We start from the raw sequence: 19538 nt of genomic DNA on the forward strand, positions 1-19538 counted from the left end.
GCCGGTCCCGAGCCCTCCTTTCCCAGCAGTCCTGCTGGGCTTCGCGAGTTCACCTCCACCAGCCCGCTCCCCACCCCGTGAACTCCGCGCTTGCAGAAAGGCACCGCCATGTGCACTCGGCACATTGGCCCTGACGCTCCTCGTTCTCGCCCCGACCGCGCAGGGCAAAACGTTCGGCCACCCGGCCAACGGTTACGCCCTGGGCCATCCCGACGGCTGGCCCGCCCGGCCCAGTTTCTCGGAAACGGACGTCGCCTCCGGCGTGCCCAGCCCGGCGGGCGCGGTGAGCATGCTTACCGTCGTGACGTAGCAGTTTCCCGGCGGCGTGAATCTCAGCGGACGGTACTGAGGGCGGTTTCCGCTGCGCGCCCTCGACGAGCGGGGGTACGGCGGCCACGTAGGGATGGAATACATTCTGCAGGGGGACACGTGGGCTTCGCTCCGGTGGATGCGGGCACACCAGGAAGGCGTGGAGACATGGGCAAGGACCGGCTTTGTTGGCCTGGCATCATGGGGTTGCCGGTGGCCCAGAACCTCATTACTGCGGGGTACACTCTGACCGTGAACAACCTCCACCCCGGGCCCGAGCGGCTCCTCGCGGAGCAGGGTGCGCGGCTGGCCTTCAGCGCCCGGGAGGTGGCCGAGCAGCGCGGTATCATCGTCACCATGCTGCCGGACAGCCCGCAGGTAGAAGGTGCTGGGCGAAGACAGGGTGGCGCAGGCGCTCCAGGCCCTGGGTGTGAACGCCCTTGATGCCCCGGTGTCGGGCGGTCAGGTCAGCGCGCAGCAGGCCACCCTCAGCGTCATGGTCGAGGGCCTGCCGACGCCTTCGCCTTCGCGCACGGTCCGAACTGGAAGTGCTGGGCAAGAACACCGCGCATATCGGGGAGGCCGGGGCTGGGCAGGTCGCCAAGATCTGCAGCCAGATCGCCGTGGCCCTGACTGCTCAGGCGGTGGCGGAGGCCCTGACGCTGGCCCGCGAGAGGGGTGTGGACGGGGCGCGGCGCCTCATCCTGGACCTGCACGGGCAGCGGATGCTTGGCAGCAACTTCGCGCCGGGCTTGCGCATCTGCCCGCACCGCAAGGACCTGCGGCTCGCGGGCGGCTTCGAGCGCGAGCAGGGCGTGCCGCTCTTCGCGACGGCGGGCGCGGCGGAACGGATGAACAGCGTGATCGCCCAGGAGATGGGTGACCTGAACCACTCGGGGCTGCCGGCGTTGTGCGGACAGCTGGCCGGGCTGGACTGACGTGACTTTCCCCAGCCCAGACCTGCGGGCGTTGCTGGAACGCAGTTACCGGGCGGCCCTGGAAGCGGCGGCTCCCGAACGGCTGCTGGCCCCCCACCTGCTGGAGCCTGGCCCGGACTTCGTGCTGGCCTTCGGTAAGGCGGCGCTGCCGATGCTCCGGGCGGCGGGCAGGGCTTACCCGGGCGTCCCGGGCCTGGCAGTGCCTCCCCGCGGCGCCCCGAACCTGAGCGCACCGGAGGGGATGGAGGTGATTCCGGGGTCCCATCCCCTGCCTGACGAACACAGCGTCCGCGCAGCGGAGCGGGCTCTGGCGAAGGTGCGTGCGCTGCCGCCCGGCGCGCAGCTGCTGGTGCTGGTGTCGGGCGGCGGCAGCGCACTGCTCAGTGCCCCCTGGGGCGTGACCCTGGGGCAGAAAAGCGCCCTCACTGGGGAGCTGCTGCGGGCGGGCGCGGCCATCAAGGAGATCAACGCGGTCCGCAAACATCTCTCGCGGGTGAAGGGGGGCCGCCTCGCGCAGGCCACGCGCGCACAGGTGCGGACCCTGATGATCTCGGACGTGATAGGAGACGATCCGTCTGTGATCGCCAGCGGTCCCACCGCCCCCGACCCCACCACCTTCGGGGACGCCCTGGCCGTGCTGGACCGCTACGGCATCACCGCGCCGGAAGCCCGGCTGCATCTGCTCGCGGGCGTACGCGGCGAGCACCCCGAGACGCCTGGGGCCGGCAAACTGACCCACGTCCAGGGCACGGTGATCGGCTCCAACCGCACGCTGCTGGAAGCAGCGCAGGCGGCCCTCACCGCCCGCGGCGCGCGGGCCGTCATCCTGTCCGATACCTTCGCTGGGGAGGCGCGGGATCTGGCGGGATTCCACGCCTCGCTGGTGCAGAGTATCCGTACCCACAGCACCCCTTTTTCCGCGCCCGTGGTCCTGCTCTCGGGCGGCGAGGCCACCGTGACTGTGCGCGGGGATGGCCGGGGGGGCCGCAATCAGGAGTTTGCCCTGTGGCTCCTCGAGGCGTTGGGCGAGCGGGGCGTGTATGCCCTGTCAGCAGGTTCAGACGGCATTGACGGCAACAGTGACGCCGCAGGCGCGTTCCTGACGCCCGACTCGGCGGCACGTGCGCGCGCGCTGGGTCTGGATCCGGGCAGCTTCCTGCGGCGCAATGATTCGGCCCGCTTCTTCGGGGCCCTGGGCGACGCGCTCGTCACCGGTCCCAGCGGGCATAACCTCAACGATTACCGCGCGATCTACGTGACGTGACAGAGCGGAAGTGAGGCTTCGGCCCCGCCGCCCCCCTCCCTTTCCAGCCCGGTCCCGGCTGGTAGAGACGGCCTGCCCGCCTCTGTCCATCTTGCTGGGCCCCCGGCCCTCTCCTGAGCTGCCCACCGTCCCTTTCTCCCCCCTCGCCCACCGGGAATTCTCCTTGACCCAGGCCGTGCCCCTCTCCAGGGGCGTCACCCTCCACGTCCCGCCTGAGCCCTACACCGACGTCCTCACGCCAGACGCGCTGACCTTCGTCTTCCGGAAGTCACGTCAGGCCCGGCTGAACACAGGAGTACGGCTGGATTTTTCTTCCGGGCACCGTGCACATCCGCGCTGGAGACATGAGGATCACGCCGTTGCCCGCAGACCTGCAAGACCGCCGGGTGGAAATCACCGGACCTGTAGACCGCGAAAGGGTTACCCAGGCGCTGAACAGCGGCGCGCGGACCTTGATGGCCGATTTCGAGGACACCACGGGTCCCACCTGGGAAAACCCGGTGACCGGACAGCGCAACCTGCGCGGCGCGGTGAGGGGGACCATCGGCGTGACGCAGGGCGGCAAAAACTCCCGGCTGGAGCCGAACCCAGCGGTGCTGCTGGTGCGCCCGCGTGGTCTGCACCTCCCGGAAAAGCACCTGACGGTAAGCAGGTTGGCGGTGCGCTGTTCGGTTTCGGGCTGTTCGCCTTTCACAACGTGGCCGAGTGCCTGCGGCGGGGAAGCGGTACCCACCCGTATCTCCCTCAACTTGAACCGCACCATGAGGCGCGCTGGTGGGCGGACGCCCGCACAGCTCCGTGGAGTGGGACGAGCTCGGCGGCGCCCGTACCGCCGGGTTGCGGGCCTATCAGGTGGGCCTGACCCTCACCGGGCGCAGCAGTCTGGGCGGCGCGGCGCACCCGGAGGTGACCGCGCTCGTCGGCGAGCTGAGCGAGACCGTGAACTCCGCCGTGCTGTACGGTACCGAGGCCGTGTGCGTCCACCAGGTCGAGGGGCGGCAGACGGTGCGGATGTTCGCCCAGCGCGGCGACAGCGCGCCCCTGCACGATTCGGGCGTGGGCAAGGTGCTGCCCGCCTGGCAGCCGGAGGGCGACGCGCGGCACAAGCTGGGCGACGGCCCCTACCCCGCCTACACGCCCAGGTCCATCACCACCATCCCGGCCCTTTTGCAGGAACTCGGCCGCGTCCTCGAGCAGGGCTACAGCGTGGACGAAGAGGAACGGCAACTCGGCGTGCGCAGCCGTCGCCGCGCCGGTGCGTCACCACACCCGGCAGATTCCGTCTCTGCGCCCACGTCCCGCTTTGCCCTGGAAGATCACTGGGGTGGCCGAGCGCATGAACCGCGCCGCCGCACACATCTCCACGCGCCTGGGCTGGGAAGAAGGGCCCGTTCGGACCGGCTGAACCGTTTGCCCTTTTCCTCTCCGGACAGCCTTTTTGGGCAGACGCGCCGTGGAGCCCGTCAGTCGGCGGGTTGCACGTCCCCAGGTGCGCGCTCCTCCGCCTCCAGGTGGGCCAGCAGGCGGGCCGCGAGTTGCCCGAACAGCCGCGTTTCCTCGGGATCGAGGGCGGCGACGATCTGGGAGGTTCGCTGGAGGTGCTCGGGTAGCAGGCGCTCGACGAGCGCGCGGCCCTCGGTCGTCAGCCGGATGGAGACCGAGCGGCGGTCCCGCTCGGCCACCTGCCGCTCGATCAGCCCCTTCTGAATCAGCCGGTCGATACGGTTGGACACCGACGGACCGGTAATGGCCGCCAGGCCGCTGAGTTGCGTGGGCGTCAGGCCCTGGGGGGGAGCCGAGCGGTACAGCGTCAGCAGGAGGTCCCACCCGGCGGCGTTGATGCCCGCCGCTCCGTAGGTACGTTCGGTCTGCCGCCCGAGTGCGGTGTGCAGGCGGTCAATCAGCACGACCGTCAGCATGGGCCCGGGGTCGATGTCTGGCTGGACCTGCTCCCAGTCACGGCGAATGCGGGTCAGGAAGGCGGGGGTCAGAAAGGGAGTCATGTCATGGGCCTTCTTCGGGCCTAGAGGCTAGCACGCAGGCTCTCCAGCGGTAGGGGCGGCGGTTGCGCGCCCCCGCGCTCATGCGAGGAACGCCCGCCCACGACTTGACAGGGGAGGGGAGGCCCTCTACGATGGTGTATCTCGGTGCATAGACGTCTAAGTATTTTGGTGTTCGGTTCCAGGCATTTTCTCGTTCGCCAGCGTCCTCCTTCTCGCCGGAACTCCCCCCTGCTTCTCGTCCCCGCCTGTGCGTTGCCACCCCTTTTCAGGAGACTTCCTTGCCCCTGACCCTGCCGGAAATCAACGCCCTTCCCCTGCCCGAATTCGTGCGGTTGTTCGCGGGGGTGCTGGAACACAGCCCCCGATACGCGGAACGGGTGGCCACACAGCGCCCTTTTTCCACCGTGGAGGCCCTCGCGGCGGCGTTCGTCGGGACGCTGCAGACCGACACGCCGGAGCAGCAGCTCGCGCTGATTCGCGCCCACCCGGACCTCGCAGGCAAGGCCGCGCTGGCGGGGGACGTCACGCCGGAATCCGCCTCCGAGCAGGCCAGCGCGGGTCTGGACCGGCTGACGCCCGGCGAATACGCCGAGTTCCAGCGCCTGAACGCCGCCTACCACGAACGCTTCGGCCTGCCGTATGTGGTCTGCGTCCGCGAGCATACCAAGGCCAGCATCTTGACGGGCGCGGCTGAGCGGCTGAACCACTCGCCCGAGCAGGAGCGGGTCACCGCCCTGAGGGAAATCGGCAAGATCGCCACGCTCCGAGTCCTCGACCTGGTTCGCCAGGACACCCCAGGAGGGGATGCATGACCGAGGTCCAGAACACACCCGTTAAAGTCAAGGTCCGGCTGACGGAGAACAACTACGGCAAGGCCGACGTTCACGTTTTCAAGGTGAACCGCGAACGGCCCCGGCACGAGATCAAGGACATCACCGTGCGGGTGGCGATGACCGGAGACTTCGAAGCCGCCCACGTGCAGGGCGACAACACCGGCCTGCTCGCCACCGACACCGTTCGCAACACCATCTACGGCTTGGCGAAAGAAGGTTTCGGGGGCAGCATCGAGCGCTTCGGGCAGGAGCTTGTCGCCCACTTCGTGAAGACCGGCCCCCGGGTTACCGGCGCGTTCGCCGAGATCACCGAGCACCTCTGGGAACGCATTTCTGCGAACGGTCAGGGCCACGACCACAGCTTTGTGCGGCAGATGCCGAAGCGCACCGCCCGCGTGGAGGGCGACGGCCAGACCTTCAAGGTCACGTCCGGCATCGAGAACCTCTACCTGCTCAAGACCACCCAGAGCGGCTGGGAAGGTTACGTGCTGGACGAGCGCTTCACCACCCTGCCTGAGACGAGCGACCGCGTCATGGCCACCTACGTCACGGCCAAATGGGAGTACCTCGGTGACGACGCCGACCACGACGACGTCTGGCAGCGCGTTTACGGGCAACTGCAGCAGACGTTCACGGACCACTACTCGCCCAGCCTGCAAAGCACCCTGTACCTCCTGGGTGAGGCGGTGCTGTCGCGCTGCCCCGAAATTTCACGCATCTGGTTCCAGATGCCCAACAAGCACCACCTGAAGTACAACCTCGAACGCTTCGGTCTGGAGAACAACAACGAGATCTTCCACGTCGATCCCGAGCCCTTCGGACTGATGGAAGGCTGGGTGGAGCGCGCGTGATGGGCGCTGGCCTCAGCACCCACGTCCTGGACACGGCCCGGGGGAGACCGGCGCAGGGCGTGCCCGTCACCCTGTTCGAGATCCAGAACGGGGAACGCCGTCCAGTCACCCAGGCCCTGACAAACAGTGACGGGCGGACCGACGCGCCGCTGATCGGGCGCGGTCAGTTGCGGCCGGGCACCTTCGAGCTGACCTTTGAGGTCGCCGCTTACTTTGAGGGTTTGCCCGGTGCGCCCGACGTGCCGTTCCTGGATCTGGTCACGCTGCGCTTTACTGTCGCTGACCCCTCCAGCCACTACCATGTGCCGCTGCTCATTTCTCCGTGGTCCTACAGCACCTACCGGGGGAGTTGAGGAGTTCGGCGCTCCCATCTGGACGGAGGGAACCGCCACCTCCACAATTCATCTCCGGCCTCAAGACCGAGGCATTCAGGAGCGAAAGCGGCTGAGCGCCTGGGTTCCCCGGCGGCCCGTGGCGGGTAGAGGATTCAGAGGCGCGCACCTTCGGATGCTCCGCCAACCTAAAGAGTTGCGGTGTTCGCCAACCAAGGCTGTTGGGAAGCAGCGCCGGCCCCGTGTCGGTGCGGTCAACAGGCAACTTCAAGCTCGGCAAAACAGGTGGACTCAACCACCGATTCTTCAGGGCGCTTCAGAGGGGAGATGGTTGCGCAGCCAGCGCTTGAGAAGGGGGATCACCCGCCGGTGGTCACTCCATTCCTCCCGCTCTAAAGAACGGGGCATCTTGGAGCCTTTTGCGAGTCGGAGACAGGTATACCCCCTTGAGCTTAATTAGACGTCGCAGTATTCTATGCTGGTAGCCACAACCAGACCACTGTTCGGCATGGATAACCAGCGGTCCGCCTCGTGCGCCAACCATGCACCTGACCTTTTCGTGTCGGGTGCATGATTGGGCATGGGGCGGACCGCCTTTGTCCTGCCAGCCCATCCTCTTTTCTTCGCAAGGAGACGTCATGAACAGCATCACCCTCACGGTGAACGGGACCCAGATTACTGCGCAGGACGTGCCCCCGCACCTGACCCTGCTGAACTGGCTGCGCGACCTGGGCCTGACCGGCAGCAAGGAAGGCTGCGCCGAGGGCGAGTGTGGGGCCTGCGCCGTGCTGCTGGCCCGCCCCACCACGGACGGCGGCACCCGCCTGGAGGCCGTCAACGCCTGTCTGGCGCTGCTGGCAGCGCTGAACGGTCAGGAGGTGACCACCGCGGAAGGGCTGGGTTCACCCGGGGCCCTGCACCCTGTCCAGCGCGAGATGGCCGTACGAGGTGGCTCGCAGTGCGGCTACTGCACCCCCGGCTTCGTGGTCAGCATGGCCGCTGAGTATTACCGCGAGGACCGCGACCAGGGCGCCTTCGACATCCACTCACTCAGCGGCAACCTCTGCCGCTGCACCGGCTACCGCCCCATCGAGGACGCGGCGCGCGCCCTGGGCGGTCCGCAGGAGGCCGACCCCCACGCGCAGCGCCGCACCCGGGCAGCCCCCACCCCGCAACCCACTCACCTGCAGACCTCCGGGGGCGAGTTTCACCGCCCGGCCACGCTGGCAGAAGCCCTGAACCTCCTCGCTGCCCATCCAGACGCGCGGCTGCTCGCCGGCGGCACCGACTGGGGTGTAGACGTGAACCTGCGCCATTCGCGCGCGGCGGTAACCGTCGCCGTGGACGGCCTGCCCGAGTTGCGCAGGCTGCACTGGACGCCGGACCACCTGGAGATCGGCGCGGGGCTGAGCCTCTCCGAGATCGAGCGGCGGCTCTCGGACCAGGTGCCGCTGCTCGCCGAATGGTTTCCCCAGTTCGCCTCCCGCCTGATTCGCAACAGCGCCACTCTCGGCGGCAACCTGGGTACGGCCAGTCCCATCGGGGACAGCCCACCCGTGCTGCTGGCGCTGGACGCCCGACTCGCGCTCGCTTCGGCGGCTGGCGAGCGGGAAGTGGCCCTGCGCGACTACTTCACGGGCTACCGGCAGACGCAGCGCCACCCACACGAACTGATTCGCGCGGTCCGGATTCCCCTGCCCATGGCCCCGATCACCGGCTTTTACAAGGTCGCCAAGCGCCGCTTCGACGACATTTCCAGCGTGGCGGTGGGCATCGCCCTGGAACTGGAAGGCAGCGTGGTGAAGAAGGTACGCATCGGACTGGGCGGAGTGGCGGCCACCCCCATCCGCGCCTATACCGCCGAGGAGGCCCTGACCGGCCAGCCCTGGAACGAGCGCACGGTGCGGCGAGCGGCACGCCTGCTGGGCCGCGAAGGCACACCGGTGGACGATCACCGCGCCAGCGCCGCCTACCGCTCGGCCATGCTGGAACAGAGCCTGCTCAAGTTCTATTTCGAGAAGACGAACGCGGAGGTGACGGCGTGAGCAGCCTCTTTGAGCGGCCCCCCGGCGGAGCGGTGGGCGAGGCCATTCCCCACGAGAGCGCCGAGGCCCACGTGACGGGCCACGCGCTGTACACCGATGATCTCGGCGTGCGCCTGCAAAACCTCCTGCACGCCTGGCCCCTCCAGGCCCCACACGCCCACGCCCGCGTGACCCGGCTGAACGTGGCTCCGGCCCTCGCGGTCCCCGGCGTCGTGCGCGTGCTCACCGAGGGCGACGTGCCCGGCGTGAACGACGCGGGCGTGAAGCACGACGAGCCGCTGTTTCCCACGGAGGTCATGTTCTACGGGCACGCCGTCTGCTGGGTGCTCGGCGAGAGCACCGAGGCCGCGAGGCAGGGGGCAGACGCCGTGGAGGTGGAGTACGAGCCCCTCCCCGCTCTGGTGACCGTGCAGGAAGCCATCGAAGCCGAGTCCTTTCAGGGTTCACGGCCCACCCTGCGCCGGGGCAACGTGGAGGAAGGCTTTGGTCAGGCCGCCCACGTCTTCGAGGGCGAGTTCGGGTTCGGCGGCCAGGAGCATTTCTACCTGGAGACGAACGCGGCCCTCGCCCAGGTGGACGAGTCCGGACAGGTCTTCGTGCAGAGCTCTACCCAGCACCCCACGGAGACGCAGGAGATCGTGGCCCACGTGCTGGGGCGACCCAGCCACTCGGTTACGGTCCAGTGCCTGCGGATGGGCGGGGGCTTCGGCGGCAAGGAGATGCAGCCGCACGGTTTCGCGGCCATCGCGGCGCTGGGGGCCACCCTGACCGGCCGCCCCGTCCGGCTGCGCCTCAACCGCACCCAGGACATGACCATGACCGGTAAGCGCCACCCCTTCTTCACCCACTGGAAGGTGGGCTTCGACGGCGACGGCCGGGTCACCGCCCTGCAGGCCACCCTGTATTCGGACGGCGGCTGGAGCCTCGACCTCTCCGAGCCCGTCATGGCGCGCGCCCTGTGCCACATCGACAACGCCTACTTCCTTCCCCACGTCGAGGTCCACGGGCGCATCTGCAAGACGAACAAAACTTCTCAGACGGCCTTCCGGGGCTTCGGTGGGCCCCAGGGCATGCTGGTGATCGAGGACATCCTGGGCCGCTGCGCCCCCCTCCTGGGGCTGGAGGCGCACGAGCTGCGCGCCCGCAACCTTTACCAGCCTGGCCAGAGCACCCCGTATGGCCAGCCCGTTCGCCACGCCGAGCGGATGCATGAGGTCTGGACCACGCTGCTGGGCAGCGCCGAGTTCGAGCGGCGTCACGCTGAAGTCCAGGCCTTCAATGCCTCACACGCCCATACCAAGCGGGGGCTGGCGATCACCCCCGTGAAGTTCGGCATCTCCTTCAACTTCACGGCATACAACCAGGCGGGGGCGCTCGTCCACGTCTACAAGGACGGCTCGGTGCTTATCAACCATGGTGGCACCGAGATGGGCCAGGGTCTGCACACCAAGATGTTGCAGGTGGCGGCCACCGCCCTCGGCGTGCCGCTCGCCTGCGTGCGCCTCGCGCCCACCCGCACCGACAAGGTGCCCAACACCTCCGCCACCGCGGCCAGCAGCGGCGCGGACCTCAATGGTGGCGCGATCAAGGACGCCTGCGAGCAGATCAAGGCGAGGCTCACGGAGGTCGCGGCGGGACGCTTCGGCGTGTATGTCCACCCCGGGGACGTGCGGTTCGAGAACGGCCTGGTGTTTCCCCTGGGTCATCCGGAACGCGGCATCCCCTTTCGTGAACTCGTCCACGACGCTTACCACGCGCGCACGCAGCTGTGGGCCGCCGGGTACTACCGCACGCCGGGCCTGCACTGGGACCGCGAGGCCATGCAGGGCGAGCCCTTCAAATACTTCAGTTATGGGGCCGCTGTCTGCGAGGCGGAGGTGGACGGCTTCACGGGCGCGTACCGTCTGCGCCGCGCGGACCTGCTGCACGACGTGGGTGACAGCCTCTCGCCGCTGATTGACATTGGGCAGGTGGAGGGGGGCTTCATTCAGGGCGCGGGCTGGCTAACGCTGGAGGAACTGCGCTGGGATACGTCGCAGGGGCCACACCGGGGCCGCCTCGCCACCCAGGCGGCGAGTACGTACAAGCTGCCCTCCTTTTCTGAACTCCCCGAGGTGTTCAACGTCGCGCTGCTGGAACGCGCCACCGAAAGCGGCGTGGTGTACGGCTCCAAGGCCGTGGGCGAGCCCCCCCTGATGCTCGCCATCAGCGTGCGCGAGGCGCTGCGCCAGGCGGCGGCAGCGTTCGGGCCCGGTGGCCGCGCCACCGAGCTGCCCAGCCCCGCCACCCCGGAGGCCGTGTACTGGGCGCTTAACGCGGCGCGTCAGGCCACCGCACGGACAGAAGTGGCGGCGGACTGACGTGAGCGCTGGCTGGCTCCAGGCGGTTCAGGCCCTCACCGAACGCGGCGAGGCGGGCGTCCTCGTGACGGTGGCGGCCGTCCGGGGCCACGCCCCGCGCGAGCCGGGCGCGAAGATGGTGGTGGGCCTGCGGAAGACGTGGGACACGGTGGGGGGCGGCAATCTGGAAGCCACGGCCGTGGAGCGCGCCCGCGCCCTGCTGGCCTGCGGCGCCACCACGCCCGAACTGCTTGCCCTGCGCCTGACCGACACCGCTCCCAACGAATACGGGCGGCAGTGCTGCGGCGGTGAGGTCACGCTGTTGCTCGAACCGCTGCTTACCGTCCGGCCCACGCTCGCTATTTTCGGCCTCGGTCACGTTGGGCTGGCGCTGGCCCAGATTCTGAATACCTTGCCGGTTCACCTGCACCTGATCGACTCGCGCGTCGCCCAGCTGGTCCCCGAACGGCTGCAACCGCTACGGGGTGGAGAGGCCCGCATCCACGCTCTCCACGCGCCCATTCCCGAGGTGGCGCTGTCGGACCTGCCCGCGGGGAGCCACATCGTCATCCTGACCCACGACCACGCCGAGGACGCCGCCCTGTGCGACGCGGCCCTGCGGCGCCCGGACCTCGGCTTTATCGGCCTGATCGGGTCGAAGGTGAAGTGGGCGCGCTTCCGCGAACAGCTGCGCTCGGTCGGCCACACGGACGCGGACCTCGCCCGCATCACCACCCCCATCGGCGTCCCCGGCATCGGGGGCAAACGTCCAGCCGTCATCGCCATCAGCGCTGCGGCCCAGCTCGTTCAGGTGCTGGAGGCGGAGGCCGTCACCGCTCCCTCCCTCCCTTCTCCCATTCAGAGGACCTCATGAAGCTCTACCGCGCTCAACTGATGCACACGCCTGCCAGTCCCTTCGTCTTTCCGGACGCCCTGCAAGTGCTGGACGACGGGGCCGTTCTGGTGGGTAACGGCCGTATTCTCGCCACCGGCTCCTACACCGAGCTGCGCGCCGCCCACCCCCAGGCCGAGGGGGTGGATCTGCGCGGCGGCGTGCTGCTGCCGGGCTTCGTGGATACCCACGTGCATTTTCCCCAGGTCCGCATCATCGGAGGGCTGGGCCTGCCGCTGCTGGACTGGCTCGACACCTACACGCTCCCCGAGGAGGCCCGCTTCGGTGACCCCGGACACGCGGCGGCCGTGGCGCGCGAGTTCGTCTCCGGGCTGGCCTCGCACGGCACCACCACGGCGCTGGTGTTCGGCTCGCATTTCGCCTCGGCGGTTGACCTCCTCTTCCGGGAGGCCAGCCGGGTGGGCCTGCGGGTGGTGGCCGGGCAGGTGGTGTCGGACCGGATGCTGCGCCCCGAGCTGCACACCACCCCTGAACGCGCCTATGCGGAGGGCCGCGAGCTGATCGGGCGCTGGCACGGCCAGGGGCGCAACCTGTACGCCGTCACCCCCCGCTTTTCCCTCTCCGCCAGCGAGGGGATGCTGGACGCCTGCGCCGCCCTGATGCGCGAGTTTGGCGATGTGCGCTTCACCTCCCATATCAACGAGAACCGCCGGGAGATCGAGGTCGTGCGTGACCTCTTTCCGGGGAGCCGCGATTACCTCGACACCTACGAGCGCGCGGGGCTGGTGACCCGCCGCAGCGTGCTGGCCCACAGCGTCCACCCCAGTGACCGCGAGCTGGGCGTGATGGCCGAGCACCGCTGCACCGCCGCGCACTGCCCGTGCAGCAATTCGGCGCTGGGCAGCGGTCTGTTTCCGCTGAGGCGTCACCTCGCTGCCGGGGTCCACGTCTCACTGGGCACCGACGTGGGGGGCGGCACCGGCTTTTCCATGCTCAAGGAGGGCCTGCAGGCGTATTTCATGCAGCAGCTGATGGGCGAGCAGGGGTATTCCCTCACGCCCGCCCACCTGCTGTACCTGGCGACCCGGGCAGGCGCGGAGGCGCTGGGGCTGCACGGCCTGACCGGGGACTTCAGCGTGGGCCAGGCCTTCGACGCGGTGTATCTGCGGCCCCCGGAGGGCAGCACGCTGCACACGGTGCTGCGCCACGCCGAGAGTGCCGAGCGTACCCTGGCGGCCCTCTTCGCCCTGGGGACGCAGGCGGACGTCGCCCAGGTCTGGGTGCAGGGCGACGAGGTATATGCCCGCGGGCCGCAGCCCACCCCTGAGGTTGCCCGGTAAGTCCACGCCCCCGGACACGGCGCGCTCCCGCCGCCCTCCGGCCCGAGGCCATCGCCATCTCGGCCTTGGCGGTGGCCTCCTCCAGGGTTGAGCGGTCAGCGGGTGAGGTGGGCGAGGATGGCCGCGCGGGTGGGCATCCCAGGCTGCGCTCCCGGCTGGGTGCAGGCGAGGGCCGCGCCGACAGTGGCGGCCTGAAGGGCGCCCTCCAGGGGGGCACCCTGCGAGAGCCACGCCGCCAACACGCCCACGAAGGTGTCGCCCGCGCCAGTGGTATCGGTGACTTCGACCCGGAAGGCGGGAAGCCGGATGGTGCTGCCGGCGGTCTGGGCCAGACAGCCCTGCGCTCCAAGCGTCACGACGACAGTTTGCGGCCCACGTGCCCGCAGGCGTGCGGCCTGGGCTTCCGTGCCTCCCTCCTCCCCGGCCAGCGTTTGCAACTCGCCCTCATTGACGACGAGAACGCTCACGTGGCGCAGCAATTGCTCGTCGAGAGGACGGGCGGGGGCGGCGTTGAGCACGACGGACAGGCCCGCCGCGTGTCCGGCCTGAGCAAAGGCGCTCACCGTCTCGGGCGGCGTTTCGAGTTGCAGCAGCAGGTGAGTGAAGGGAGTCAGGTCCGGGAGGTGTTCGGGGAGCAGATGGGCGTTGGCCCCCGATGAGACGGTGATGGCGTTCTCGCCTTCCGGGGTCACGCTGATGTAGGCGGCTCCGGTGGGGGCGTCCACAAGTTGAACACAGGCCGTGTCCACCCCCACTTCCTGTAACGACGACAAGAGGGTCTGACCCGCCGCGTCCCTTCCGAGCGCGCCCAGAAAGGTAACCCTCCCTCCGGCCCGGCCCGCCGCGACGGCCTGGTTGGCTCCCTTCCCGCCGGGCGCGGTGACGGTATCGCCGCCGATCACCGTCTCTCCCGGCCTGACAATGTGCGGCACGGCGACGGTGAGGTCCAGATTGGCTGAACCGGCGACGAGAATCACGGGGACCATCCCGGCAGGCGCGAGAGGAAGCGCAGGCGTTCGGGCACATGGACGCCCTCGCCCGCCTCGTGGCCGCTGTAGGCATAGACGCGGATGTCCTTCTCGCCCGGCAGGCGGTTGTACGCCGCGAAGACCGTGCTGGGCGGACACACCTCGTCCATCAGGCCCACCGAAAAGAGGGCGGGGGCCTGCACACGCGGCGCGAAGTTCAGGCCGTCGAAATAGGCGAGGGTGGAAAAGACGTCCTCCACCGCCTCCCGGTGAATGCGGAGGTAGCCGGTCAGTTCGCTGTACGGCGCGGCGTTTGTGATCTCGGAGGCGCGGCGAAACTGACACAGAAAGGGCACGTCGGGCAGCAGCGCCGACACGTCCTGCACGAGGCCCGCTACCGCGAGTGTGATGCCTCCGCCCTGACTGCCGCCCGCCACCGCCACCCTCGATGGGTCTACCCCCGGAGCCGAACGGGCCGCCTCCACCGCCCGCACTCCGTCGGTGAAGACCCGGCGGTAGTAGTAGGTCTGCGGACGGCGAATCCCGCGGGTCATAAAGCCGGGATGCTGCGGATTGTCCCCGTCGGGCGCGAGGTCTGGCGTGTCGCCCCGCCGCCAGACACTGCCCTGTCCACGCGTGTCCATGACGAGGTGAGCGTACCCCGCCGAGGCGTAGGTCAGCCAGTCGGTGGGGAGGCCACGCCCGCCGCCGTACCCGATGAACTCCACCACGCAGGGCGAGGCACCCGCAGCGTTACGCGGCTGCAAAAGCCAGCCCTTGATCGCCTGTCCGCCGTAGCCTCGGAAGGTCACGTCATAGGTCTTCAGGCCCCGTAAGCCGTAATCCACCTCCTCGAACCGGGCGTCGAGGGGAAAGGCGCGGGCCTCCTCCAGCGTGTCTTCCCAGAAGGCGGCGAAGTCCGCGGGTGTCGAAACGTCGGGCCGGTAGGTCCGCAGGGTGTCGAGCGGCAGGTCAAAGAACGCCATTACGCCACCGCCCCGCCGTTGATGCCGATCACGACTCTATTGATCCCGGCGTAAGTTCGCACCGGTTCTGCCCGACTTGAGGCATGAGGAACGTGGCCAGCACACATGACGTCCCACCGTGATCCATACCGATTTATGCCGGGATCAATAGACCGGTCGGCGCTGGCTTTCAGTGTGCGCTTCAGCGTCACTTGGCGCACATGCACCAGCCTGGCGCCGCTCGGCCATTTGAAGTCGTCGTTCGGGGACCAGGAGGAGTGGCTGCCCAGAGATGCGCCTGCCTGCCGCGCCGTTGCGGTGAGGCCCGGCTGGCGGCAGAAGGTGTTCCGGATGCTCGGGCCCTGGCCGCCTTCGTCGGGCGCGCGCTCGCTCCAGGCGGAGGTGCCGGCTCCCCGGGTGAAGGTGGGCGGAAAGGAGGTGGGCGCAGGCTCAATGGAGGTTGGGGCTATGGTATTCGTCACGGTGTCTCTCAGTGAGTGTGGGGCGGCGTCTCTGGGAAGGGGGAGGGCCGTTCAACGGGACGGGCCTCCCCCTTGTGCTAAAGGCTGTTCACGAGCAGCGTGACGGAGTTGGGGGACGAACGCAATCCCCGTCGCAGCGCTTGCGTTTCCGTTCTCGTCCTGCCGCGACGATGCGCTTCTGCCCTTCGGCTTCCTGCCGAGCTTCTGGGACACGGCACAGCCGCGGGCCTCCTGTCTGTGCGAGGCTCATCCAGCGTGCCCCGGTGGGTGTCAGGCTAGCGCGAATGACTTCAACTGCTGCTCTTCCAATCGTCGTGAGTGCTGGAGAAGCCCTGACAGACCTGGTCACCGCCGGCGGCAACGTCTGGCAGGCGCATCCGGGTGGGGCGGGATGGAACGTCGCGCGGGCCTGCGCCCGTCTGGGCGTGGCCACCGCGTTTGCCGGCGCCATCGGTGAGGACAACTTCGGAGACGACCTCTGGCAGGAAAGTGAGGCCGCCGGACTCGATCTGCGTTTTCTCCAGCGGTCTTCCCAGCCGACGCTGCTGGCCGTCGTCTACCACCTCGCGCCCCCGGCCTACCGCTTCCTCGGAGAGAACAGCGCGGACCTGCGCTTCGATCCTTCGCGGCTTCCTGCGGGCTGGATGCAGGCCGCCCGTTGGCTGCATGTCGGCGGAATCAGCCTTGCCCGTTGGCCCCTGGCCGACACCCTGCTGGACTTGATCGCCCGGGCGAAGGAAGTGGGGGTCAAGCTCAGCTTCGATCCCAACGCCCGAATCACCCACCGTCACCCCGACTACCGGATGGTGTTCGAGCGGGTGGCCCGGCAGTCGGACGTACTGAAATTCAGCGACGAGGACCTGGAATTTTTCTTTCCCGAGCAGTCCGAGGAAGACGCCCTGCGCGCCCTGCGCGGCCTGAATGCCCGCTGCCCCATCGTGATCACCCGGGGGGCCAGGGGCGCGACCCTCTACCAGCCGGCAGGCCGGGTGGACCTCCCCACCGTGAAGGTGCAGGTGGCCGACACGGTGGGCGCGGGCGACGCCCTGTGCGCCGGTCTGCTCGTCAGCGCAGCGACGCGCCCCGAGGGCTTGTGGACCGACCACCTCCAGATGGGCCTGCGGGCAGCGGCAGCAGCCTGTGCCCGTTCCGGAGCCTACGCCCCGACGCTGGCGGACCTCGCCGCCCTGGAGGCTTAGGCGCTGGCGGAGGCCGAGGAGAGGAACCTCAGCCGCCCAGCTTCAACCCGGAGGTGTTCCGTTCCTCAGCCGTGAAGGCTCAGCGCTGCTATGGACCCTTCCGCAGTTCAGGTCACGTGCTGCAGACCTTCACACCCAGTTCCCCAGGGCAGCACGGCCAACATAAAGACTTGGTGAACGATCTCCCGTCAGGGTCCTCACATATTGCACAGGAATGCTGAAGAAGCCAGAGCGGGCGCGCCCTGTGGCACAGGAGGACACCATGCTGGACCAACCCCTGCCCCAACTCGGCTGGAACATGAACGGGCCGCATTCTGCCCTCACGGCGTTCCTGAACACGCTGCCTGCCAGACCCCAGCTGCTGGCCTTTGGTGAGCCCACCCACGCCGTGGAGACGTTTCAGACGTGGCGTAACCACATTTTCCAGGTGCTCGTCGAGGACCACGGCTTCCGCTCCATTGCTCTCGAAAGCGACGTCGTGGCGGGGCTGCGGGTCAATGCCCACGTCACGCTGGGGCAAGGCACGCTGGACGAGGCCATGCAGACGGGCTTCAGCCATGGTTTCGGCTCCCGTCCCGCCAACCGCGAACTCGTGGAGTGGATGAGGGATTTCAACGCGGGCCGTGACCCCGAAGATCACCTGCACTTTTACGGCTTCGATCCACCGCTGGAGTGGTGGGCTCCAGGTCCCCGCGTCAGTCTGCTGGCCCTGCACGCGTTCCTGACCGCGCAGTTGGGAGCACTCCCGGTGGAGGCGGATACCATCGCCTCCCTCTGTGGCGAAGAGGAACGCTGGACCAACGCGGCGGCGGTCAGAGACGCGTCGCAGTCTATCGGAGACAGCCTGGAAGCCCGGCGACTGCGGCGGCTGGCCGATGACCTCGCGGGCGTTCTCGATACCCACGCGCCCGGACTGGCCGCGCACCCCGGCTTCTGGGAAGCGCAGTTGCACGCCCGAACGGCGGTGGGTCTACTCCAGTACCACGCGCTGCTGGCAGATCCTGCACCCCGCCGTATGGAACGGGCAGCGGCCCTGCGGGCACTGCTGATGGCCGACAACCTCAGCGCCATTGCCGGGTGTGAGGAGGAACGTGGGCCCACGCTCGTGTTCGCCCACAACGCCCATCTGCAGCGCCACATCAGCACGATGAGGCTCGGCGACACGCACCTGAAATGGTGGAGTGCCGGAGCCCATGCCCACACCCGCTTTGGTCTCCGCTACGCCTTGATTGCCAGCGATCTGGGCACCGCAGCCGAAAAAGGCATCGGGGAACCAGCCCCCGGCACGTTGGGTGGCGCGCTTATGTCCCTCGCGGCTCCCGCCACCCTGATGCCCGCTCAGGCGTTGACCGCCGCCCTCCCACCGACATTGGCCAAACGAACGGACGTTCCCCAGCAGGCCGGTTACTTCCCCCTCAACGCGGCGCACCTCGCTCTGGCTGACGGCGTGCTTTTCCTGAAGCACGCCTGAAAACTTACCCCTCCCTCCAGGCTTTTCCAGGGCCACCGGGGAGGGGTCAACGCGTTTTGATTCAGCCCTACTTCAGCGCTCCCGCGATCGCCTTCGTCAGCGCTCCGTCGGGGCTGTCGGTCTCCAGGGACCAGACCATCACGCCGCCGAGACCCTGCGCCTTGGCCCAGGCGGCCTTGGCCGCCACCGACTGCGCGTCCTCGTAGGCCCAGAACTCGTCGCCGTTGTAGATCCACATCTGGCCCGTCACGGGGTCGCGGAACTTGGGGTAATTCAGGGCTTCGAGGTCCCGGTAGCCCTTGTCGCCCAGCGCGCTCGCGGCGGGTTGATACAGGCCGTGGTTGACGTCCGCCACGCCCTTCCAGCCCTTGCCGTAGTAGGGAATGCCGATGTTGATTTTTTCCCTGGGGAAGCCTGCGGCGACGTAGAAGGACGCTGCGTCCGCCACGTTAAAGGCGCGCTCGGCGGCGGTTCCGGGTGAGACGGGGTCTGCCCGCAGCGTGGAGTGGAAGTTGGTGGGTCCCTTCGCCTCCCAGCTGCCGTGGAAGTCGTAGGTCATGACATTGAGGAAATCGAGGGAGGTGCCGATGTCGCCCAGTTCCAGCTTCGCCGCCTTGGCCTGGGCGGCGGAGGTGGCGGCGGTCAACAGCAGGCCGGGGCGCACCGCGTCGAGTTGGCGGCGCAATTCGGACAGGAACAGGGTGAAGTTGCGGGTGTCTTCCCGGCGCACGATGTTGCCCTCGTTGCCCTCGGCCCCAGGGTATTCCCAATCCACGTCGATGCCGTCGAACACGCCCGCCGCCACGCCTGCGCCGCTTTCCGGCAGGTTGCCCCGGATAAACAGGTCCACGCAGGACCGCGCGAGCCTGATGCGGCTCTCGGGCGTCAGGACCGCGTTCGAGAACCACTTCGATTTGGTCCAGCCACCCAGCGAGATCAGCACCTTGAGGTCCGGGTGTTTGGCCTTGAGTTCGCGCAGTTCCTCGAAGTTGCCCTTCAGCACCTGGGCGTCGCCGTCACCCGCACCGTCGACGCTGTCGGCAGGAGCAGTGGGTTTTTGCCAGTCGGCCCAGGGATCGAGGCTGGCGCACACCCCCGCCTCGGTCACGTCCCCGAAGGCGTAGTTCACGTGCGTCAGGTTGGCGGCGGCGCCGCTGTCTTCCAGCACCTTTTTCACGGTGTTGCCGCTGTACACGCCCCACTGGGTGAAGTACCCGACCCGGTTGGAGCCGCTCACTCCCGGACCCGGGCCCTGACCGCACGCGACCCCCAGAAGGGTCACGGTCACGAGGGGAAGGACGGAAAACAGACGCTTGGACCTGTTCATGTTGGACTCCTTGGGCAAA

At 68.5% G+C, this 19538-nt stretch carries 19 protein-coding genes and 1 pseudogene; 15 read left to right on the forward strand and 5 right to left on the reverse strand.

What is annotated here, in order from left to right:
- Nucleotides 1–124 precede the first annotated feature (124 nt).
- From B9A95_RS02475 to B9A95_RS36715, 6 genes and pseudogenes are all read left to right on the forward strand, one after another.
- On the forward strand, nucleotides 125–310 hold the full coding sequence (locus tag B9A95_RS02475; protein ID WP_084045383.1) for a hypothetical protein: 186 nt from the start codon (nucleotides 125–127) through the stop codon (nucleotides 308–310).
- Nucleotides 311–561: 251 nt separating this feature from the next.
- A complete protein-coding gene (locus B9A95_RS34410; protein ID WP_245808103.1) occupies nucleotides 562–753 on the forward strand; it encodes a hypothetical protein in 192 nt (63 codons plus the stop codon).
- A 104-nt stretch (nucleotides 754–857) separates the two neighbouring features.
- The gene (locus B9A95_RS34415) at nucleotides 858–1247 is read left to right on the forward strand and encodes an NAD-binding protein (protein ID WP_212648227.1); all 390 of its coding nucleotides are present in this window, start codon (nucleotides 858–860) and stop codon (nucleotides 1245–1247) included.
- A gap of 1 nt (nucleotide 1248) precedes the next feature.
- The gene (locus B9A95_RS02485; protein ID WP_084045384.1) at nucleotides 1249–2511 is read left to right on the forward strand and encodes a glycerate kinase type-2 family protein; all 1263 of its coding nucleotides are present in this window, start codon (nucleotides 1249–1251) and stop codon (nucleotides 2509–2511) included.
- A gap of 697 nt (nucleotides 2512–3208) precedes the next feature.
- Entirely contained in the window at nucleotides 3209–3373 is a 165-nt protein-coding gene (locus tag B9A95_RS36710) for a hypothetical protein (RefSeq protein WP_425429903.1), read from the forward strand.
- Between the two features lie 77 nt (nucleotides 3374–3450).
- Nucleotides 3451–3756: pseudogene (locus B9A95_RS36715) on the forward strand (IclR family transcriptional regulator domain-containing protein); the annotation flags it as partial.
- Between the two features lie 218 nt (nucleotides 3757–3974).
- On the opposite strand, the gene B9A95_RS02500 reads toward B9A95_RS36715, so the two are convergent.
- The gene (locus tag B9A95_RS02500) at nucleotides 3975–4514 is read right to left on the reverse strand and encodes a MarR family winged helix-turn-helix transcriptional regulator (protein ID WP_084045385.1); all 540 of its coding nucleotides are present in this window, start codon (nucleotides 4512–4514) and stop codon (nucleotides 3975–3977) included.
- Nucleotides 4515–4792: 278 nt separating this feature from the next.
- Between B9A95_RS02500 and uraD the strand changes: the two genes are divergently transcribed.
- From uraD to guaD, 7 genes are all read left to right on the forward strand, one after another.
- Nucleotides 4793–5326 carry a 2-oxo-4-hydroxy-4-carboxy-5-ureidoimidazoline decarboxylase gene (gene uraD / locus B9A95_RS34965; RefSeq protein WP_245808104.1) on the forward strand — a complete coding sequence of 178 codons (534 nt, stop codon included), beginning with the start codon at nucleotides 4793–4795 and terminating at the stop codon, nucleotides 5324–5326.
- Complete coding sequence (gene pucL / locus B9A95_RS34970; RefSeq protein WP_139806404.1) at nucleotides 5323–6198, forward strand: factor-independent urate hydroxylase; 876 nt, start codon at nucleotides 5323–5325, stop codon at nucleotides 6196–6198. Before uraD ends, pucL begins: the two co-directional genes overlap by 4 nt.
- A complete protein-coding gene (uraH, locus tag B9A95_RS02510) occupies nucleotides 6198–6551 on the forward strand; it encodes a hydroxyisourate hydrolase (protein WP_084045386.1) in 354 nt (117 codons plus the stop codon). Before pucL ends, uraH begins: the two co-directional genes overlap by 1 nt.
- Before the next feature lie 617 nt (nucleotides 6552–7168).
- Nucleotides 7169–8575, forward strand: coding sequence for a xanthine dehydrogenase small subunit (gene xdhA, locus B9A95_RS02515; RefSeq protein ID WP_084045387.1), 1407 nt, complete (start codon nucleotides 7169–7171; stop codon nucleotides 8573–8575).
- A complete protein-coding gene (xdhB, locus tag B9A95_RS02520; protein ID WP_084045388.1) occupies nucleotides 8572–10935 on the forward strand; it encodes a xanthine dehydrogenase molybdopterin binding subunit in 2364 nt (787 codons plus the stop codon). The genes xdhA and xdhB overlap by 4 nt, the downstream gene beginning before the upstream one ends.
- Nucleotide 10936: 1 nt before the next feature.
- On the forward strand, nucleotides 10937–11788 hold the full coding sequence (gene xdhC / locus B9A95_RS02525) for a xanthine dehydrogenase accessory protein XdhC (protein WP_084045389.1): 852 nt from the start codon (nucleotides 10937–10939) through the stop codon (nucleotides 11786–11788).
- Nucleotides 11785–13107, forward strand: a complete 1323-nt coding sequence (guaD, locus tag B9A95_RS02530) for a guanine deaminase (protein WP_084045390.1) — start codon at nucleotides 11785–11787, stop codon at nucleotides 13105–13107. Before xdhC ends, guaD begins: the two co-directional genes overlap by 4 nt.
- 95 nt (nucleotides 13108–13202) lie before the next feature.
- Here the strand turns inward: guaD and B9A95_RS02535 are convergent, their stop codons facing one another.
- Genes B9A95_RS02535 through B9A95_RS31465 form a run of 3 tightly spaced genes read right to left on the reverse strand, consistent with a single transcriptional unit; the run spans nucleotide 13203 to nucleotide 15522 of the window.
- Nucleotides 13203–14093 carry a ribokinase gene (locus B9A95_RS02535; RefSeq protein WP_084045391.1) on the reverse strand — a complete coding sequence of 297 codons (891 nt, stop codon included), beginning with the start codon at nucleotides 14091–14093 and terminating at the stop codon, nucleotides 13203–13205.
- A complete protein-coding gene (locus tag B9A95_RS02540; protein WP_084045392.1) occupies nucleotides 14081–15061 on the reverse strand; it encodes an acetylxylan esterase in 981 nt (326 codons plus the stop codon). The genes B9A95_RS02535 and B9A95_RS02540 overlap by 13 nt, the downstream gene beginning before the upstream one ends.
- Nucleotides 15061–15522: a hypothetical protein gene (locus B9A95_RS31465; protein ID WP_139806405.1), complete on the reverse strand. Its 462-nt coding sequence runs from the start codon at nucleotides 15520–15522 to the stop codon at nucleotides 15061–15063. Before B9A95_RS31465 ends, B9A95_RS02540 begins: the two co-directional genes overlap by 1 nt.
- A gap of 284 nt (nucleotides 15523–15806) precedes the next feature.
- Here B9A95_RS31465 and B9A95_RS02545 point away from each other — a divergent pair, with 284 nt between their 5' ends.
- Complete coding sequence (locus B9A95_RS02545; protein ID WP_084045393.1) at nucleotides 15807–16721, forward strand: carbohydrate kinase family protein; 915 nt, start codon at nucleotides 15807–15809, stop codon at nucleotides 16719–16721.
- Nucleotides 16722–16983: 262 nt separating this feature from the next.
- Nucleotides 16984–18192, forward strand: a complete 1209-nt coding sequence (locus tag B9A95_RS02550) for an erythromycin esterase family protein (RefSeq protein ID WP_139806406.1) — start codon at nucleotides 16984–16986, stop codon at nucleotides 18190–18192.
- A gap of 67 nt (nucleotides 18193–18259) precedes the next feature.
- Here B9A95_RS02550 and B9A95_RS02555 read toward each other — a convergent pair whose 3' ends face one another.
- On the reverse strand, nucleotides 18260–19519 hold the full coding sequence (locus B9A95_RS02555) for a glycoside hydrolase family 18 protein (RefSeq protein WP_084045395.1): 1260 nt from the start codon (nucleotides 19517–19519) through the stop codon (nucleotides 18260–18262).
- Nucleotides 19520–19538 lie beyond the last annotated feature (19 nt).

Source organism: Deinococcus hopiensis KR-140, assembly GCF_900176165.1.
GTDB lineage: Bacteria > Deinococcota > Deinococci > Deinococcales > Deinococcaceae > Deinococcus > Deinococcus hopiensis.

Excerpts from the sequence above, each read along its gene's own strand:
- B9A95_RS02500 (WP_084045385.1), bottom strand. The coding sequence starts at position 4,514 with ATGACTCCCTTTCTGACCCCCGCCTTCCTGACCCGCATTCGCCGTGAC.
- pucL (WP_139806404.1), top strand. The coding sequence starts at position 5,323 with ATGACCGAGGTCCAGAACACACCCGTTAAAGTCAAGGTCCGGCTGACG.
- uraH (WP_084045386.1), top strand. The coding sequence starts at position 6,198 with ATGGGCGCTGGCCTCAGCACCCACGTCCTGGACACGGCCCGGGGGAGA.
- xdhA (WP_084045387.1), top strand. The coding sequence starts at position 7,169 with ATGAACAGCATCACCCTCACGGTGAACGGGACCCAGATTACTGCGCAG.
- guaD (WP_084045390.1), top strand. The coding sequence starts at position 11,785 with ATGAAGCTCTACCGCGCTCAACTGATGCACACGCCTGCCAGTCCCTTC.
- B9A95_RS02535 (WP_084045391.1), bottom strand. The coding sequence starts at position 14,093 with ATGGTCCCCGTGATTCTCGTCGCCGGTTCAGCCAATCTGGACCTCACC.
- B9A95_RS02540 (WP_084045392.1), bottom strand. The coding sequence starts at position 15,061 with ATGGCGTTCTTTGACCTGCCGCTCGACACCCTGCGGACCTACCGGCCC.
- B9A95_RS02545 (WP_084045393.1), top strand. The coding sequence starts at position 15,807 with ATGACTTCAACTGCTGCTCTTCCAATCGTCGTGAGTGCTGGAGAAGCC.
- B9A95_RS02550 (WP_139806406.1), top strand. The coding sequence starts at position 16,984 with ATGCTGGACCAACCCCTGCCCCAACTCGGCTGGAACATGAACGGGCCG.
- B9A95_RS02555 (WP_084045395.1), bottom strand. The coding sequence starts at position 19,519 with ATGAACAGGTCCAAGCGTCTGTTTTCCGTCCTTCCCCTCGTGACCGTG.